This is a genomic window from Haloglomus salinum (genome assembly GCF_024298825.1).
Classification (GTDB): domain Archaea; phylum Halobacteriota; class Halobacteria; order Halobacteriales; family Haloarculaceae; genus Haloglomus; species Haloglomus salinum.
On record NZ_CP101153.1, the window covers coordinates 227,221 to 244,665 of the forward strand.

A 17,445-nucleotide genomic window follows, 5' to 3' on the forward strand; every position below is an offset into this window, starting at 1 on the left:
GGTGAATCGAGTCAGGAATCGTGGACGGAGAGCATGAGTGGGCGCGAGCGCGTCCGGCACGTCGTAGAGCTGCTGGACGAGCCGGTGCCGGTGCAGGAGATCGCAGACCGAGCAGATGTCTCTCGTGCAACGGCGGACGACGAGCTTCAGCGACTGCAGAGCGACGACTGGGTTACCGAGACGACCGTCGACGGGGCAAAGGCCTACGATCTGAACCCCGTGCGGATGCTCTTCGACGAGGTAACTGACCTGATCGACGCGCATTCGCGTGACGAACTGGAGCGCCAGCTCGTCGAGCTGAAAGAGGAACAGGAGGCGCTGACTGCGGAGTACGATGTCAGCTCACTCGAGGAGTTCCGCGAGCAACTCGCTGAGGAAGATCTCTCGGCGGCAGACGTTCGGGAACGCCGCAACGTGATTTCTACGTGGGAGGCAATCAATACGGAACTCGGCCTCGTCAAGCACGCCCTTCACCTGTATGGCGATGTCGTCGAACTCTCCTCACCGCGAACGGATTCGTCCTCGACACTCGCCTGATGGTCGTCTTCCTAGCGAACCGGGCGAACTTACAGAGCAAACGGCTCCATGACCGCATCTGCAATCGGCTCGACGGAGTGCTCGACAACGTCCGACGAAGGCGTGCCGAACCGCGCGAAGCCGGGCCATATCGCGTGGTTGGGGAACTGAACCCGCGGCAATTCCTGGATGACGATGCGTATCCGGTAACGACGGCGCGAGTCGAGATCGGGTTTCAATTGCAGACTGACGAGCCGTACGAGTACTACTGGTTCAACTGGGTCGAGCCAGAGCGGAGTCTCCTGGTCGGTTGGCATCAGGACGATACGCATGACGATCTCGGCCCGGTCCATCTCCAGGTCAACGATGGCGCGACGGCCGTCGTCCACCAGCGCGCCCGGTTCATCGATACGCATCCGCTGGATGTCGTCGAGCGCAGACTCGACGCGTTTCCAGGCTTCGTCCTCGCTGTCGAGTGGGAGCAGGGACGACCCGTCGGACTCGATTCGGCTGCCACTTGAGTGACCAAGCATTCCGAAAGCCCCCGGACGGTCGGCCCCTTTCAGCCCTGCCTGGTTACTATCCCGGACTCATCGTACTCAGGTGTCGGCACTCGTTACTGGCAGAAGGCGGGCCCGTCGGTGGCGTCTTCCCCGTGAGCGAACCAGCTCGGGTATCGGTCGCCGCGCGCGGCGCCCGCTCGCTCGGGGCCGTTCGCGTCTCCCCGACGCGCCAGCATCAAGTGCAGTTTCGGTTGCGCCCCGGCGAGCTTTCGCGTTCCAGCCTCGGGGCCCCCTGCGCGTCCGCGCCACTACGCGGCGCGAGTGCTCGGCGACCCTCTCATCTGGACACGACTCGCTGCGGGCCGGACCAAGAACTGACTTGAAGCTGGCCTCGCCCCCGTCGCGGGGGCGCCACTACGCGGCTTGCGTGTGTACGCACTCTCAGCGATGTTTCGCTCGCGCCCGGCAAGCCGGGCGAGGGCGCGAGCGAGAAACGTAGCTGGGTGGGACTGATTCATCCAGGAAGAAGACGCGGTCGAGAGCGCCTTCAGGAGCTGTAGACTCCAATGAGTACGAGAGACATCTTCGGTAATGACGTTTCGGGTCGGACAGACAACGAACAGTGGGCGACGTGGGCGGCTGAGGAAGGGCTGGAGGCTGAGGCGGTCGACGAGGACGAGGCGTACATCGTCGACGAACGGCCGGAGCTGCACGCGACGGTGGCAATGGAGATCCGTGCGAAGGTCGACACCAATCACCCCGACACCCGGAGAGCGGGGCTGACACTCGCAGCGGAGGAGCGAATCGAAGCCCGCGAGTGGGAGATCGAGCGAACGCGGACGCGGATGGACCGGTCACCGAAGTCCGACCGGGAGGCCCGGACGGCGCAGGTGGTCGAGCGGGAGAGCCGCGAGCGGCGCGTGAGCTTCGAGCGACGGGCGGCGAGCGTAGACGAGCGACGTAATCCGGATGCACCCGACCCGCGCGAGCGGCTCAACGGCGAGGAGCTGGCGGCGGTCAATCAGGAAGCGAAGCGTATCCAGGGTGGAATCCCCGGAGCGGGGTCGACGGCGGCCATCTCTCGTGAACTCGCAGAGCAGGTCCTGCGAACGGGCAACCTGCTGAGCGCGACCGTGGCGGTGGCTGATCGAATCAAAACGGAGCCGGGAACGGTGACGCCGATCTCACGGCTGGGCGACGTGCCGCACGGTGAGGTCGACTTCGGGGGCGAAGTCGTGGTGCTCTGGGAACCAGCGCACCCATCGATCCAGCAGGTGGGCCTCGTCGGGGATGAGACGGGTCAGGTGAAGATGACCGTCTGGGACGCGAGCGACCAGCCGTGGATGGACGAGGGCGAGCGAGTCCGAATCCACGGTGCGGCGAAGAGCTGGTATCAGGGGCGCGTCTCGGTGGCGCTGACATCGCGGAGTCGGGTCGTCTTCCCCGAGCGTGAGTCGTGGCAGGAACAGCTTTCGTAGCCGCGCTCGCCCCCCTTTTGCTGGGAGGCGACGGTAGGCTGCCGCCCTCGCGATGCGCTCTTCGCCACCCTCCCCAGCCGTCGGTCCTCCGCTTCGCTCCGGCCCCGCCCCTCGCGCGTTCTCGGCGCACAGGGCGCCGATTCATCGCGCGCCGTGCTCCGCATCAAAGGAACTAGCGCGCCGTGACTGGAGTCGTGGGTCGATGACGCGGAAGGGGGATGTCAAACGTCGTCCGGACGGGGTGCGTTCTCGTACTTGACCATCTTCTCGGGCTTGTCGGAGATGGTCTTATAGATCTGCTGGAGCGTCTCCTCCGCAGCGAGCAGGTTGTGCTTCTCAAGGAAGTCGCGGCCGTCCTCGGTGAGGCCATAGAACTTCCAGGGGTACCCCTGCCGGCGCTGGTCATCGTCTAGAGCAACCTCCTTGACGATGCCGGCGTCGATGAGCTTCTGGATATGCTTGTAGACGGTGGCATCACTCACGCTGGGGTTGAGCTCCTCGAGCTCGTACATCGAGGGCAGCTGATCAGGGTGCTGGAGGATGTTGTTGACCAGCGCGAACCGCGTCTGTTGAGTGACGAAGTGGACGAGTTCCCGGGATTCCATCCCCGCAGCAGTCCCCAGGTCGGTGCTCATACGACATGTTACACGGCCTGACGGCAAGTAGTTTACTCTTGAGTAAACTACACGGGAGTAAATCAGATTCGAGTAATTTGGTTACTCTGCGTTCCCCCGCTGGGTGGCCCGACCAACGGGGTCTTCAAGCGTGCGAGCTGGCAGTTCGACCCATCGCCAGTGAACGTGCTCGCTGCTCCCGTCGCCGAACAATTAAGTCAACTAAAATCCAAAAACGTACTTATACGAATAGGACTTAGAGTAGACACAGATGCTCAGCAAGGCCGGACTCGCTGTCATCGATGCGTTGAGTACCGGCCGGGAGGCGACGGCAGCTGACCTCGCGACGGACACCGAGTATTCGCAGACACACCTCTACGAAATCCTCGATGAATTGGTCGAAGCGGGGCTGCTCGACGAACACCGTGGCCTCAACAACCAGCGGCGGGTCCACCTCGCCGACCACCCGGTCGTCGAAGCGTACCGGACCCTGCAGTCGGAACTCAGTCACGTCGAGTGGCCCGACCTCCTCTCGGCAGCTACACTCCGGGTGTGCTGGTATCTTGAAAAGCCGCGCCGTGTGGCCGAGATCGCCGAGCGACTCGACATTACGCGGCAGGGCGTCCACAAGGCGCTGTCACCGCTCAAGCATCGAGCGATGCTGTCCCCATCAGGCCCGGAGTACGCATTGAGTGCGGATCTCGCGCCGCTGCTGGCGTTCGCCCGTGCCGTCGTGCAACACGAGCACCGGTCGCGAGTGCGGACACTCGCGCCGAGTGCGACCGTCGAGTGGTGTGACCCGAAGCGGGCACTCGTCCGCGTCCAGACAGCCGCGGATACAGAGGCACTCGAGGCTGCCCCCGACTGGCGACTGACCGGACTCGCCCGGTTTGCGGAGTACGGCCTGCAGTTCTTCCTCGCGGGCGAACCTGCGTTCTGGTCTGCACCGGAGGCAGAACTCACGCCTGCCGACATAGTGTGCCACACGCTCGTCCTCGATAGCGGCTCTCGCCGCGTCAGCTATGCGATGCTCCTAATCGAGGAGCTGGATATCGACCAGGAGACGCTAATGGAGACGGCAGAATGGTACGAGTTAGAACCCGCAGTCGCTGCGATATATCGGTCACTCCAGGGAGAGTTCGACGCCTCGGCGGAGTCCCCTGTCAGCATCCCGAGTGAACCAGAGTTCATTGCGCTCAAAGAGCAATATGGGGTCTCATGACGGTGTTCAAAGGCGGCGACGCGATTGAGGACTTTCTCGAGGAGGTCGATAGCTGGCTGTCGGAGTCGGTGACGGTATATCTCCTCGGTGGGTCTGCGATGACAGTCCAGGGGCTGAAAGACCAGACCGAGGATATCGACCTCGCGCTGGGTGTGGTCTCCGAATTCGAGCACGTCTACCAGACCCTAACGGCACAGGGATTCACGATTGTTGACGAGCCGACGGAGTCGTTCGAGGGCGTCGGAACGACTGTCGAGTTGCAGCACGACGCGCGGGGGCTTCAGATCGATCTCTTCGAGCGGCAAGTCGTCGGAAAAGTGTGGATTACCGACCGGATGCACGACCGGGCAGCGGAGTTCTGGGCCGGAAGCCGGGCGACAGCATTTGTCCTCTCCGACGAGGATATGTTCTTGCTCAAAGCGGTCTCCGGCGGTGACCTGGCGAGTGGCCGGCGACGTGACATCGAAGATATGCGGACGTACGCCCAGCGGGGGTTAGACTACGAGGTGATCCTAACCGAAATCGACGAACAGCGACCGTTCAATACCGGCGCAACTGAAGCACGACAGATCCGTGACCGCTCCCATCCGCTGTTCGCAATCGAAATGGCGGTAAACTCGCTCTCGGGGCTTCCGAATACATTCACGTCCCGGATCACAGAATTCGCCACGGAGTTCGAGGTCGAATACACCGTTCTGGGAGCAATCGACGATGGCGTCGACAACGTCGACGCAATCCGAGAGCGAGTCCTCGCGAATGTGCGGGCACTTTCGGACGACAGAAAAGACGCCGTCGACGACGCGATCGACCGACTGGTCACAAAGCAGATTCTCGAGCACGACGGCGAAACGGTTCGACTCCGACAATGATACTTTGGATAATCGAAATTAAGAGTAACACACTTGACAGCTCTATCATCTGAGCAATAGAATCCGAATCGGGGAAGACACGTGATGACGTTTTCGAAGAGAGATGCGCACCATCTGTCGTAACATTAGTCTTCAGGTCCTATATCCAACCTTACGAGAGTAGTCTCCGAGTTAGATCCCTATATGGTGCCTCGCGAGAGCAGAGCGTTGGCTGTTCGTCTCCGCTTTACGCCACATTTTGTGGCCCCTGTGGGGTGCGGGGCCGTCGGAGGTCTCGCGGATTCGAGATGGGAATTACACAACCCTACGAGCGAAGCTTCGACGAAGACGTAACGCACACGACCAACACCTGCCCCGAGTGCGAGGGGCGCGTGACGACGAATACACATGAGACAGTCTGCGACGACTGTGGACTCGTGCTCACGGACGCACACATCGATAGAGGGCCGGAGCGAACTCGGTTCGAGGATGAAGAGACGAACCCATCCCGAACAGGTGCCCCTTGGACTCCGACACGACACGATGGCGGACTCTCGACGGAGATCGGCTGGCGGCAGAATGGCCCCGGGCAGCCGTCCGGGAAGCGGCGGCGGCAACTCTCTCGTCTCCGACACCTCCACCGTCGAAGTCAGTTCGACTCGAAGCAGGACTGGTATCGGATGGAGGGCCTCTATGAGGTCCGACGGCTCACGAGTGCGCTCGAGTTGGGTCGGGGACTCCGAAATCAGGCATGCTCGCTGTTCACGACCCTCCACAAGGCGGGGCTGGCACAGGGGCGCTCGCTCTCCGTGGTCGCGGCCGTGGCCGTCTACGTGGCCTGCCGGGTGAACGGACTCCCGTGGACACAGACGGACGTGCTGGAGGAGACCGACTGCGACCAGAGTCTGTTCCGAACGACACTACAGGCCGCACGACAGGAGGTGAGCCTCAAACTCCCACCTCGTCAGCCCGCGGCGTTCATCCCGAGGCTGGTGTCCGCGGTCGATGCATCCGATAGCGTTCGAACGCGAGCTATCGAAATCGTGCAGTCGCTTCCCGTCGACGCGTACACCGGAGCCAGGCCGACAGGCGTGGCTGCGGCATGTGTCTACGCGGCCGCTCAGGAACAAGCGGTGTCCATCACGCAGGCCCAACTGGCGCAGGAAGCTGATGTGACAACGGTGACACTCCGGTCGCGTCTGAACGTGATCGAGGGCGTGTTAGAGGAACAATGAGGCCGAGTGAGTGGTTCCGGGACCTCTTCCGCGAGGGTGAGCGCTACTTTGAGTGTCGCGAGTGCGGGCAGACGGCTCGGCCAGGGGCTGTTCGGTGCTCGAACTGTGGCCGAGAAGAGATTGCCGAGTACGATATTTGATAATTGGCCAGCCGCCCCGAGGTACTCGGGTTCATAACTGATTCCGCAGGAACGGTGACCGATGAATCCCTGTTGCCCGGATTGCGATGGGCCCGTAGCGCGAGTAAATCAGGACCGCGACCTGATTCCGGCCTATCGCTGCCGAGAGATCGGTTGCAGAACCCTGACGACTGACCCGAGCTGGGAGGCCAGCCCATTCGGTGAGGAAACCGGAGACGGAGCGCCAGGTGGAGGATTGACTGTCCCCTACAGCGGCCCTCATGCTGGCATCCTTGATGATGGGCGCGACAGTCAGTTCGTAAACGGGGGCGGCGTGGCGCTCGTGTGTACCCGCTGTGACGAACGTATCCTGCCGACGTGTACTGACCTCCATGACTGCCCGGGATAGCGTACCGCGGCTTTTGTAGCCCCCTGAGGGGTGCGGGGGACGTAGGAGCGTGCCTCGCGGAGTACATCGATGAAAGACGCAGAGCAGACGACGGTCTTCGCGGGACTGGACGGACGAACAGACGGGCAGCTTCCAACGTGGTATCAGCGACAGATGGACGAGCAGAATCCGGTGCCGTTCGCGGCGGCAGTCAGACAACTTCCCCGGGCGACCAGAACACGCGTCGCCTACCAGAATCCCTACTCTGAAGAGTGGGTCGAGACCGACCGCTTCAACGCGATCATCGAGCCCGCGCGAGCGATGGACCAGGTCAGAGACGAGAGCGTGGACTCACTCTTCCACGTCCCCACCGACAGCTACTCCATCATCAACCCGACCGATGTCTACACTCCTCTGGAGACGGTTCTCCGGGAGACCGAAGTCGATGGCCGGTCGCTCGGTGAGGTGATGTTCGGCGAGATACGCCAGTACCGCGGCGGCGGTGAGGTCCACATGGACATCATGTTCGACGGGCTGGAGGTGCAGCTCCCCGGAGCACGCGAGCCCATCACAATGGGCGTGACGTCGGGCTACGACTACTTCGGCGGCCACGCGGTCTACGTCGAAGGTTTCGCCCGTGACAACGCCTGTGCGAACTCGATTCGGGCGCTGACGGACAGGCAGATAGTCAAGCACGTCGGCGACATCGGTGACTTCGGAGAGTGGTGGGAGGGCATCCTCGATGGGCTCGCGCTGGTGAGCAACGACCTGTACGCCTTCATCGAGGACGCCCAGGAGATTGACATCGACTTCGCCGAGACGCCGTTCGACGTGGCCGAGTTTTACGAACTCATCGGCTTCCCCGAGTACCTCGCCGAGCGGGCAGCCGATGACGCACTCGCCGCGAGCGATGGCTTCGTCGTCGATCTGTGGGTGCTCCACTCCGGAGCGACCCATGCGCTCACCCACTTCTTCCGGGGGAGAGAGGGCGGGTCGCTCGACCGATACGTCCGGTCGGCGAACGACCTGCTGTTCAACCCCGAGCGGACGCTCTCGGTGGTCGAGCGAACCTACCGCGAGCAGGCGGAAGCCGAGACGAACGGCAATGGGCAGACGGGCATCGAGAGTCAGGTCGCGCTGGCGCAACTGGAGCGTGTGGAGACGGACATCCGAGAGAAGGCAGAGCAGTTCGAGGAGCGGGAGTCGGAATTACGTGAACGGTTCGCCTGAGGGTCTGCCTGCTCGGTGAGGAGGGCATCAACAGACGACTCTGGACACCCTTCGAGTCTCTGATGGGCCTCCGCTTCTGGAAAAGCTTTTAATAGATTATCTCATTAGAGATAACTAGTAGAGCGCCCGATGTCGATGACGGAATTCATGGATCCCACCGCTGCGAAAATTGTCTTAGCGGCTAGACGCGGCGATTCAGTCAATAAAATCGCCAATAAGGTGGACGTGTCGTACTCGTGGGTGTACGACTGGGTGGAGCGATTAGAAGCCGAAAATATTATCTCTAATACCGATAACGGAGTCCGGATTCTCGACCACGAATTACGCCAGCAGTACGCCGAGATGATGGCTTCGTTGTATAGTCGCGACACCATCTCGCAAGAGGACGCGTACGTGATTCCGCACCTTGCCGGGATAGAGTTCGCCTACACGGAGATCGACGCAGCGTACGTCTGGACGGAAGGTGGGTACCAGGTCGCTCGGAGTCACGATGATTACCCAGTGTTCATCGTGGTCCACGACCGAGACATCGAGCGGTGGATTGCCTTCTTTCAACAGTTCGGCATTCCGGCCACAATCGACGAGCGCCCCGACGCGAGCGATGTCTCGGGCAACGTGCATTACGTCATAATCCCCCGAACGGAGGGCATCGATGTCGAGTGGGTCGGAGGAAATCCGGTCATCCCGTTGGAGGAGGCGGTCGAACTGATGACAGAGAACCGACCGGCCTACGAGCCCGCCTTAGAGATGATATCCGAGATGTACGACATGGATATTGACGCCAATCACCATCAGCCACGGACGGCCGATTAACCGGTCAAAACTATGAGTCTTCAAGAAAGACAAGACGAACTTGTCAGCACCCACCTAGCGATTCAACAGGCCAGCCTCCCCCACATCCTGGTCGGTGGATGGGCTGTTTCTGCATTCCAGACTCGGTTCACCACCGATGTGGATATGGTCCTTCCAGAATCTCTGTAATCGGACTACGACGAGCTGCTTCGGAATCGCGGATACGAGAAAGAATTCGATAACGACGTGTCGAATGTCTACGAGGGTAGAATCGTCCGGTACGAGAAGCCAGTCGGTGATAATGCGGTGCAGTTCGACGCGCTTGTTGGCGCGATGAGGTGTCGGCAAACTGATGCGTAGTGGTCGTATCGATATCTCCACGAACACAGTGTCGTCGAACCGTTAGACGTTGCTCCTGAATTAGAAGGTCGAATCCCCGAACCTGCACTCCTCTTCGCCCTCAAACTACACAGTGGCCGATTGGCGGATACCCGCGATTTAGTGGTCAGCAGCCTACAGGCTGATTACAATCGTATCAGGGACCATCTCTACCGGGGCGATCAGGAGAAGCTCGGCGAACAAATCGAAGGGGTCCTCGAACGGCTTGCGGATGAAGGCTTCGAGGATTCGTTCAAGGGTGTCTTTCAACAGCAGGAACTTCCCGAGAGTGCGCTCGCTGAGCTACGCGAATTTCTGGATGAGCGGTTGGACCGGCTTTGAGAACTGCACGCCGACGGTCGCGTACGCGTTCTATCTCTCGGTTGGCACCTGGGAGGTGACGGCGTTTTGTGTGGGGCAGTCCTCCGTATACTTGGTATAAAAAACACTATACCAATTGGGTCCCGAAGTATGCGTTAGTGAAATGCCCGCGGGAAAACTACCGGATCGCGCCCCAGGGACATACGTCGAATACCATCCGAATCCGTACTACTTGCCGGACTCGCTCCCGGTAGAGCCCGCGCTCACGATTTCCGACGAAGTGCACGATCAGAAAGCAGATGCCGCCTATCGAATCGGCCGCGTCGATGGAATCAGCTCGACTGTCGACTTCTCGGCAGTACTCTACACGTCGCTCATTCGGATTGAAGCGGTCGAATCCGCGAGAATCGAGGGCGCAGATGTCGAGTTTCAAGATCTCGAGGCATACCACACACAGCACCCGACCGAGGAACCGGACGCGCCAATCGAGAGAGATCTGAAGGAGGCGCTCAACTACGAAACGGCGCTCACCTATGGGCTCAACCACATCGAGAAGGGCGAGACGATTACGCTCTCGTTCATCAAGGAACTACATTCGATGCTGCTTGCCGACGTTCGGAACGAGGGCGATATCGTCGGTGACTTCCGTGACCATATGGTCCATCTCCCGAGTCCGCAGTCAGGACAGCGTCCATTCGTCCCACCATCGCCGGAGCAACTGGACGGGCTTATGAAATCGCTCGAGTCGTATCTCCAGATGGGCGGTCAGTATCATCCACTTGTCGACGCTGCGGTCATCCACTACTTCTTCGAGACGGTGCATCCGTTTTCGGACGGGAACGGTCGGCTGGGGCGGCTGCTCATCATTCTGTATCTGACGGGTGAGGGCTATCTCGAGAGCCCCTACATCTACCCGAGTGCGTACTTCAACCGCCGCAAGATCGAATACGTCGAGCGGATGCGTGCAGTGAGTGAGGAGGGGGCGTGGGAGGCCTGGTTCGAGTTCTTCTTGGAGGGGCTTCGGAGTCAAGCCGAGCAGTCGTACAGTCGGACTCATCAACTCCGGAAACTTCAACAGCGATACGAGAGCCAGTATCCAGGGAACACGGCTACGGACCGGTTCGCTCGTCAGTTGCTCCAGTATCCGTATTTCAGTGCTCCTGACCTCGTCAACTATCTCGATGTCTCCCGTCGAACTGCCTACAAGGTCGTCGACGCGCTCGAGTCGGACGGGCTCATCGAGGAGGTAACCGGAAAGGAACGCGGGAAGGAGTACAAAGCGGTCGACGTGTTCGATATTCTCCAATAGTCTATCTCAGATTAGCCTATTCTGGATTTCTCTAATTGGGATAATGACTCTAGCCCGGGCTGACCAGAGGTGAGACCTTCTCCGACCGAGATTTTCGCGCCCCTCGATGGGCGAGGGGCGCCAGCAGATGTGCTCCGACTCAAGATGAACGAACACACCCAGCACTCAGCCCTACGTCGCCAGTCCGACTCCGGAGCCGGTGCCCGACTCCGTCGAGCGAGAACCGAAGATATGGATGTCTCCCTCCTCCGAGTCGGCGTCTACACCGTCTACAGCGAATCCGGGCAGACCTATCACGTCGATGTCTTCGAGCGGAGTTGCACCTGCCCGGACTGGTCGAAGAACGAACCGGAGGGCGGCTGCAAGCACATGCGTCGTGTCGACCTCGATATCGACGCTGGCGTCGTCCCCCGTCCGGATGGCCGGCTGGTCGCCCCGAAGCCACGAATCGTTGTCCACGACGGCGGGACGACAAGGCCGACGCCCGCTAGCGAACAGCCGGTTCCATCGCGAAGCCACGAGTTCGATGGGCCGTTCCCGGAGTTCGACCGCTACGGCCGATATACGGGCAGCCGATACTTCCGCTGCAGACATTGCGGACGCGAGGTGGTTCGCAGGGAGGACCTCGACCGTGTGGACTGCGTACCCCCGCGGTCCTGAACGCTACGGGAAATCGCCGATGCAGCGCTATTTCGACTCGACCCGATGGCCTCCATCGTCGGCCTCGAACGACAGCGGTTCCGCCTTCTCCCAGTAGCACGCGTGAAGGTCCATCGCCCAGTTGACCAGCATCCTATTCGCCGAGACGAGTCCAGCGGGGTACTCGGTGGGGCTCCCGTGCGCCCCAATGACGATTCGTTCTGCGTCAGTCGTGAACCCGAAGGGCAAGGGCTCATGATGGACCCGGATGTCGACGCCCGGACGCTGCGATGCCGTCCTGACGATATGGCGATACGTCGAGGTACGGAGTCGCTGGGCCGTTTCCGCGTCGAGCAGATACCGGCATTCGAGCCCGGTTTCGAAAATCGGAGCGAAGCGCTGGAGCAGCACCGGACTGTAGACCGGAACGATGCCGACGACCGAGGCCGAATCAGCCCTGGTCTCTGTGAGTTGCAGGACAGCGTCGGCCAGCGCATCGGCATCGTACTGAGATTCCTCGATAGGTGTCGCATCGGTCAACGCCGCGACCGGAATGGTCAGGCTCCGCTCACCGAGTCGCCGGAGGAACGGCGTCGTTGCGAGAACGGTCTCTGTCGCGTCGAGGAACTCCTCATAGGCGACCATCGCCGTTCGCCCAGTATCGGCTAAGCTGAGTTCGCCGGATACCTCCTCGTTGACCCATCCACGAACCCCGAATTCCGTGACTGCCGTCTCGATTGTCGTTCGAGACGGGAGGCCATCCCGATGGTGGAGGTCGCTCTTCCGGCCGGGCGTCTCGGCAATCGACCTGAGGATGGGCAGGCGGTGCTCGGATACCGAGAGCGCCGCAATCTCGCTCGTCGTCAGCGTCTCGGTCACGTCCTCGAAGCAGTCGAAGAACAACAGCCCCGCACCCGTGAACTCGTACTCGCCGTCGTGCGTGAGGAACTCGGCCTCGACGAACGGCTTGCAATTGGTTGCGACAGTCGACGGGGAGATCGAGCAGGCCCGAGCCAATTCGGAGGCGTTGGCTGGGCCCTCCTGAAGAGCCCCAAGCACGGCGACCGGCCCCCCGGAGGGTCGCTGCGAGTCATCGCACAGGTGATGGATTAACCCCCTCGCATGCATGAACTCAGGAGGCTACACCTGGATATATCTGTAGCGGTCCGTGCAAGGTCGCCTGTCGGGCACTCCGAAACCCTCCCGAGAGGCGTGTTCTTACCGTCTATGGTCCAACGAGGGCCATCGATGCCAGCAATCGACCCCACGGAGAACGGCATTGGATCAACCGACGACGCGTCCGAAGCAGCTGAATCGGACGCAGGGAAACCGACGGAACGGGTGGACCAGCTCTCACCGCTGACGCGCCTCGGCCTCGTGGCCGGGCTCTCGGTCACCCTACTCGCCCTCGCGACCCAGCCTGCGGCCGCGCAGGTTGGGCCCGCCTTCTGCGAATCCGACATGGCGGCGACGCTCAGAAACGTCTTCACTCTCATCCAGTTCGGCGGCCCCCTCGTGGGCGGCGTCATCGCCCTCGGCGCCATGGTCGCGACGCCGATGGTCCGACGGGCGGACATGAAGCGCGAACTGAAGGAGATCCGCAATCAGGCGATCATCTGGGGAATCATCGTCGCGTCGCTTGGGGCCACGATCGTCGCGTTCATCCTCAACAACGTCGTGGCGGGTGGCATGAGTTGCGGGTTCTGACTCTCATCGCGAGCCTGCTCATCATGACCACCCTCACCGCGTCGAATGCCGTCGGGCATCCGGAGACGGAGCCCGACAACGGCCTCGATAACGAGACGTTCGCCACGCTCTGGTCGGGCGATGTCGATATCACCGACACCGAGACGTATCGGAACCTGATGGACGGCGAGTCAGCGCTGGTCGCGCTCGCTGCAGGCACGGATATCCCCCTCGACGAGCCACCCGAGGCTGTCGAGCAGTGGAACCGTGCCGATATCGAGTCGTTCCCACGGACCGACCACACCCGCTCGGTCTTCCCCGTGGGTGCTCCGCGAGAGAACGGGACCTACCTGACGGACGTGACCGTCTCGGTCTTCGCCGTCCAGCCGTCGACACGAGCACTGACCAATCCGAACGCGACAACGTTGCTCGTCCCACCCGGGGGTGTCGTCCTCGGGACCACGGACTACCGCGTCCTCGTACCGGTGGACGACCGAGTGGGCTCCCAACGGGAGACCTGGACGCTGGTGTCGTCACACGTCGTGGAGACACGGCTCCTCGCGGACGGCGACCTCCAGTCGCGCTCTGCCGGCGAGAAGACGCCCGTGCTCTCGTACGCCGGTCTCGATACCGACGACTCGCGCGTGAGGCTCACGCTCGAAACGGAGGTCGCTGTCGAGCTGTCAGTGCTTCGTGAGGAGCGGTTCGAGCGTTGTCGACAGATCGTGATCAACGAGACGACGGGCGAGACCGAGCGTCGGTGCCGGATGTTTTGGCAGTCCGAGCGCGAGACGATTCGGGAGTCCGTCACCGTCCGGGACTCCACCCAGGTCCGCCCCTACACTCTCTCGGTCACGGGGCAGCGCACGCGCTACCCCGACGACGACATCGGGCTCTCGCTTCGGTACGACGACCTCTGGCTCGGCTACGAGACCGCCTCCGGAGAGGTGAACGGCGTCTGGCGGTTCTACGTCGCCCGTGACCCCGCGTGGGATACGCTCGTGTCGGCGGAGGAGAGTGGGCGGACACGAGCGCACTCGCCGCTCCACCCGTTGCAGGTCCATGCCTACCCGTTCGAACCCGGCCCGACCACGGATGGGGCCGGTGTCCGTCTGCTGGGTACCGACGGCGTTCGACTCGCTTCTCCCGAACTCCCGGAGCAAGTCCACCTCGATACGCCTCCGGAGGTGTACGAGACGAGTTTCGAGGTGACGACCCGGGTCGTAGGAGAGCCGGGGCGTGGCGACTGGCCCCGCGTTCGGCCGCGTGGACTCGTCCGCGGAGTCGGTGTCTCCCCGGACGATATCGCATATCCCGAGGTCGTGCTCCATCGGAGCAACCTCTCGCTCTCGGTCCTGAACGTGACCCACGAGACTGCGACGATTCGCGTCTCGCTCCGGGATGCGGAGTCGGGTGCGCCGATTGACACGAGTCGGCGCACCGAACCGGTCTATCTCGGGTCGCGGGTCATCACGACCGATTCCGATGGGCTCGCGACGGTTACGATTCCACGACCTGCCGGTGGGGTGACGGCTCGCTACGAGCCACGCGAGTGGTGGCGCGTTCAGGGCGAGCAGGCGTATCTCCCGGATTCCGAGACGGTCTATGTCCGGGGGGCGGTCGTCGACGGGCTGTCCGTGCTCTATACGGGTGGCGTACCGGTCGCGTTGTTCCTGTTCGCAGTGTTCCTCATCGACCGTATCACGCACTGGGGCGTGTGGCCACCGTGGAGGGGGCTGTGATGGCCCAAGTGTCGCGTCGAGCGGTACTCCGGGCGATCGGCGGTGGAGCGATGGTTGGGCTGGCCGGCTGCTCGCGCTCGCAGGCCGACCCGGCTTCGCCGACCGATATCGGCGGTGGGGAACCGGGGAGTGTCTTCCAGTCGCTCTCGTTCGACCTCGGCGATCTGGTCATCGGATTGCCCGAAGACCACGGTGTCTCGCAGATTTCGCTGGTTGAGCCGGACGGGACCGTTTTTAAGACGGTGCGGCCGGACTTCGCCGCGACGACTGTCCGGATCGCAGTCGCTGACCCGGAGATAGGGGATTCGGACTATGTCCACTACACGCCGGGCGTTCACGAGTTAGTCGCCAAGGCGGGTAATCAGACCGAGCGTCGGTCTATTGACCTACATCCGGAGGTCGCGATTACCGGTATCCGACTCAACGAAGGCGGAGACAGACTGCTTGATTCCGGCAAAGTGGTAGTGCGGATAGAGAATACCGGCACTGCCCCGACATGGGCACACGACATTGCGTTCGAAGGGGCCCCTGACTGGACGGCAGATACCCCACTCAGTGACTTCCCGGGGATCCCCTTCATGGGCGGGGTTTCGGCTGACTCAGCAGTAATCTCTCCCGGAGGTAGGCAAGAGTACGTATCGAATGCCGCTCCTGCAGTATTCGATAAGGAAGCTTCCGTCGAATGCGCAGGAGAGAAATTCGAATTCAAAATCAATGTCGGAATAGCGACGGGAGAAATACTCTCCACCTCGGTCCGGCTCACCGCAGAGGGGAATCCGGGACCAGAAACCACGGGTGGACGGTTTGTCTGCGATAGCTCCCGAATCGAGGTTTTGGATGGCTGATAGAGTAGATCGTGGGTTTGGAACTTTCAGCCATGATGAAAAGGGAGTCACCACCCTCTCGATTGGCTTCCCTTTTCTCCCGCTATCCGCGCTCGGGGACGTGATAGTTGATGCGTTGAAACAGCTGCTTAATGGGCTCTTCTCCCCGATATCTGGATTAATCGAAAAGTATGCGGGAGATCTAATCAAGCTGGTCGTAAAGACACCACATCCGAATGCAGTCTATACAGCCCCGACAAATAGTGCATGGCCACAAATCTACGAGTACTACTGGGATTCCATCCTCCCGCTCGCGCTGCTCCTCTACGGTTTGAGCATCGGCATCGTCATCTTCCTCGAATCGACGAGCTACCTGTTCAGCACGTACCACCGCTCGAAACTCAAGAAGCGGGCGTTCACCGGGCTCCTCGGCATCCTCGCATGGTGGTGGATTGCAGCACTCTCGCTGCAGTTCGCCGACGCACTCACGGGCTACATCGTGCCCGACCTCTCGGAGCTGACGCTCTTCGAGACGCTCTCGTTCACCGGGCTCAGCGTCCTCGGAGTCGTCCTCACCCTGTTCATCGACCTCGTGCTGTTCCTCCTCCTCGCACTGGTCTACCTGCTCCGCGAGGTGCTGCTGTACTTCTTCGTCCTCATCATGCCCATCCTCATCGCCCTCTGGGTGCCGGGAGTCGGCCCGTTCGCCCTCGTCGCGCGATTCGCCGCACGTATCGGCGGGTTCTTCGTCCCGTTCCTGTTCATGACGCTCCCGGTCGCGGTCCTGTTCCGCCTGGAGATCCTCCTCTTCGAGAGTCTTGAACTCTCGATGGACAGCCTCGGAACGTGGCTGCTCGCACTGATCGTCCCACTGGCGGCCCTCCTCAGTCCATTCGTCCTCATCTGGCAGGCCGGTGCCGTGTTCCTCGTGGCCGACCGCGTGGGCAGGCGGGCGTCCGTCCAGACGGCCCGGAACCGGGTGGCTGGTGCAGTCGGGGCGAAGCGGCAGGCGGTCCACCAGACGCAGAACTTCGCCGGCGGATTACAGGGACGCGGGGCGACGGTCTATCAGCCACCTCAACCACGCCCGGCCGGCTTCCGCGCGAACGCCGCAGGGACGCGATTGAACGAACTCGGCTCCCGATTTGCGAGTGAACTCCGGGAGCGGCGCCGCGGTCCCGGAGGCCCGGGACCGGGGAACAGCGGCAGCGGTGGCGGTGGGAGACACGGCGATGGGCCACCCCGCGGCGATGGGGGGACACCTCCCGACACGGCTGGACGGTCCGCTCGGGAGTCATCCACGGACGCCGATTCGACGCACATCCCAGTCCCACCAGGGGACGGGCCTCCTGGGTCGGACGGGGGCGGCTCGTCTCCGGATTCAAGTCCCAGCGAGTCCGCGTCGGGAACTCCCGGAGCCGACCGCGAACACATCCCCGTCCCTCCCGACCGCTACAAGCTCGACTCGGACGCCTCGACACACGTCCCGGTCCCGCCCTCGAAGGCACCCCCCTGGGAGGAGTCGAGAGAGTTCGAGTCCCTGCGTAGTGACCGCAATCGAACACGGCGTTCGGATTCCCGACGCCGATAGTAATCTTCGA

17 protein-coding genes and 1 pseudogene are annotated in these 17,445 nt (G+C 61.9%); 16 read left to right on the top strand and 2 right to left on the bottom strand.

Annotation, left to right across the window (positions count from 1 at the left end):
- Positions 1-33 precede the first annotated feature (33 nt).
- From NL115_RS01025 to NL115_RS01035, 3 genes are all read left to right on the top strand, one after another.
- Positions 34-537, top strand: coding sequence for a DUF7342 family protein (locus NL115_RS01025; RefSeq protein WP_254831376.1), 504 nt, complete (start codon positions 34-36; stop codon positions 535-537).
- Positions 537-1,037 carry a hypothetical protein gene (locus tag NL115_RS20670; RefSeq protein ID WP_350355272.1) on the top strand — a complete coding sequence of 167 codons (501 nt, stop codon included), beginning with the start codon at positions 537-539 and terminating at the stop codon, positions 1,035-1,037. Before NL115_RS01025 ends, NL115_RS20670 begins: the two co-directional genes overlap by 1 nt.
- Positions 1,038-1,585: 548 nt before the next feature.
- Complete coding sequence (locus NL115_RS01035) at positions 1,586-2,497, top strand: DNA-binding protein (protein WP_254831378.1); 912 nt, start codon at positions 1,586-1,588, stop codon at positions 2,495-2,497.
- 221 nt (positions 2,498-2,718) lie between these two features.
- Here the strand turns inward: NL115_RS01035 and NL115_RS01040 are convergent, their stop codons facing one another.
- Complete coding sequence (locus tag NL115_RS01040; protein WP_254831379.1) at positions 2,719-3,132, bottom strand: MarR family transcriptional regulator; 414 nt, start codon at positions 3,130-3,132, stop codon at positions 2,719-2,721.
- A 250-nt stretch (positions 3,133-3,382) separates the two neighbouring features.
- Between NL115_RS01040 and NL115_RS01045 the strand changes: the two genes are divergently transcribed.
- The 9 genes and pseudogenes from NL115_RS01045 (at position 3,383) to NL115_RS01080 (ending at position 11,613) form a co-directional block, all read left to right on the top strand.
- Complete coding sequence (locus NL115_RS01045) at positions 3,383-4,333, top strand: helix-turn-helix domain-containing protein (RefSeq protein ID WP_254831380.1); 951 nt, start codon at positions 3,383-3,385, stop codon at positions 4,331-4,333.
- Positions 4,330-5,202 carry a hypothetical protein gene (locus NL115_RS01050; protein WP_254831381.1) on the top strand — a complete coding sequence of 291 codons (873 nt, stop codon included), beginning with the start codon at positions 4,330-4,332 and terminating at the stop codon, positions 5,200-5,202. Before NL115_RS01045 ends, NL115_RS01050 begins: the two co-directional genes overlap by 4 nt.
- Before the next feature lie 287 nt (positions 5,203-5,489).
- Positions 5,490-5,654 (top strand): annotated as a pseudogene (locus NL115_RS20675) (TFIIB-type zinc ribbon-containing protein); the annotation flags it as partial.
- Positions 5,655-5,861: 207 nt separating this feature from the next.
- Positions 5,862-6,416, top strand: a complete 555-nt coding sequence (locus tag NL115_RS01055; RefSeq protein WP_254831382.1) for a transcription initiation factor IIB family protein — start codon at positions 5,862-5,864, stop codon at positions 6,414-6,416.
- Between the two features lie 597 nt (positions 6,417-7,013).
- Complete coding sequence (locus NL115_RS01060; RefSeq protein WP_254831383.1) at positions 7,014-8,153, top strand: hypothetical protein; 1,140 nt, start codon at positions 7,014-7,016, stop codon at positions 8,151-8,153.
- Between the two features lie 147 nt (positions 8,154-8,300).
- Complete coding sequence (locus tag NL115_RS01065; protein WP_350355332.1) at positions 8,301-8,966, top strand: helix-turn-helix domain-containing protein; 666 nt, start codon at positions 8,301-8,303, stop codon at positions 8,964-8,966.
- Between the two features lie 459 nt (positions 8,967-9,425).
- A complete protein-coding gene (locus tag NL115_RS01070) occupies positions 9,426-9,665 on the top strand; it encodes a hypothetical protein (RefSeq protein WP_254831385.1) in 240 nt (79 codons plus the stop codon).
- Positions 9,666-9,807: 142 nt separating this feature from the next.
- Positions 9,808-10,953, top strand: coding sequence for a Fic family protein (locus tag NL115_RS01075; protein ID WP_254831386.1), 1,146 nt, complete (start codon positions 9,808-9,810; stop codon positions 10,951-10,953).
- Between the two features lie 231 nt (positions 10,954-11,184).
- Positions 11,185-11,613: a DUF8118 domain-containing protein gene (locus NL115_RS01080; RefSeq protein WP_254831387.1), complete on the top strand. Its 429-nt coding sequence runs from the start codon at positions 11,185-11,187 to the stop codon at positions 11,611-11,613.
- A 27-nt stretch (positions 11,614-11,640) separates the two neighbouring features.
- Here NL115_RS01080 and NL115_RS01085 read toward each other — a convergent pair whose 3' ends face one another.
- A complete protein-coding gene (locus NL115_RS01085) occupies positions 11,641-12,651 on the bottom strand; it encodes a transcriptional regulator FilR1 domain-containing protein (RefSeq protein ID WP_254831388.1) in 1,011 nt (336 codons plus the stop codon).
- Positions 12,652-12,840: 189 nt separating this feature from the next.
- Between NL115_RS01085 and NL115_RS01090 the strand changes: the two genes are divergently transcribed.
- The 4 genes from NL115_RS01090 to NL115_RS01105 are packed head-to-tail and all read left to right on the top strand — an operon-like array spanning position 12,841 to position 17,435.
- Positions 12,841-13,299: a hypothetical protein gene (locus tag NL115_RS01090; RefSeq protein WP_254831389.1), complete on the top strand. Its 459-nt coding sequence runs from the start codon at positions 12,841-12,843 to the stop codon at positions 13,297-13,299.
- Positions 13,300-13,322: 23 nt separating this feature from the next.
- The gene (locus tag NL115_RS01095) at positions 13,323-15,020 is read left to right on the top strand and encodes a DUF8186 domain-containing protein (protein ID WP_254831390.1); all 1,698 of its coding nucleotides are present in this window, start codon (positions 13,323-13,325) and stop codon (positions 15,018-15,020) included.
- 50 nt (positions 15,021-15,070) lie between these two features.
- Positions 15,071-15,865, top strand: coding sequence for a hypothetical protein (locus NL115_RS01100; protein ID WP_254831391.1), 795 nt, complete (start codon positions 15,071-15,073; stop codon positions 15,863-15,865).
- Positions 15,858-17,435 (top strand): TrbL/VirB6 family protein, encoded by a 1,578-nt coding sequence (locus NL115_RS01105; RefSeq protein ID WP_254831392.1) that lies wholly within the window; start codon positions 15,858-15,860, stop codon positions 17,433-17,435. Before NL115_RS01100 ends, NL115_RS01105 begins: the two co-directional genes overlap by 8 nt.
- Positions 17,436-17,445: the final 10 nt, after the last annotated feature.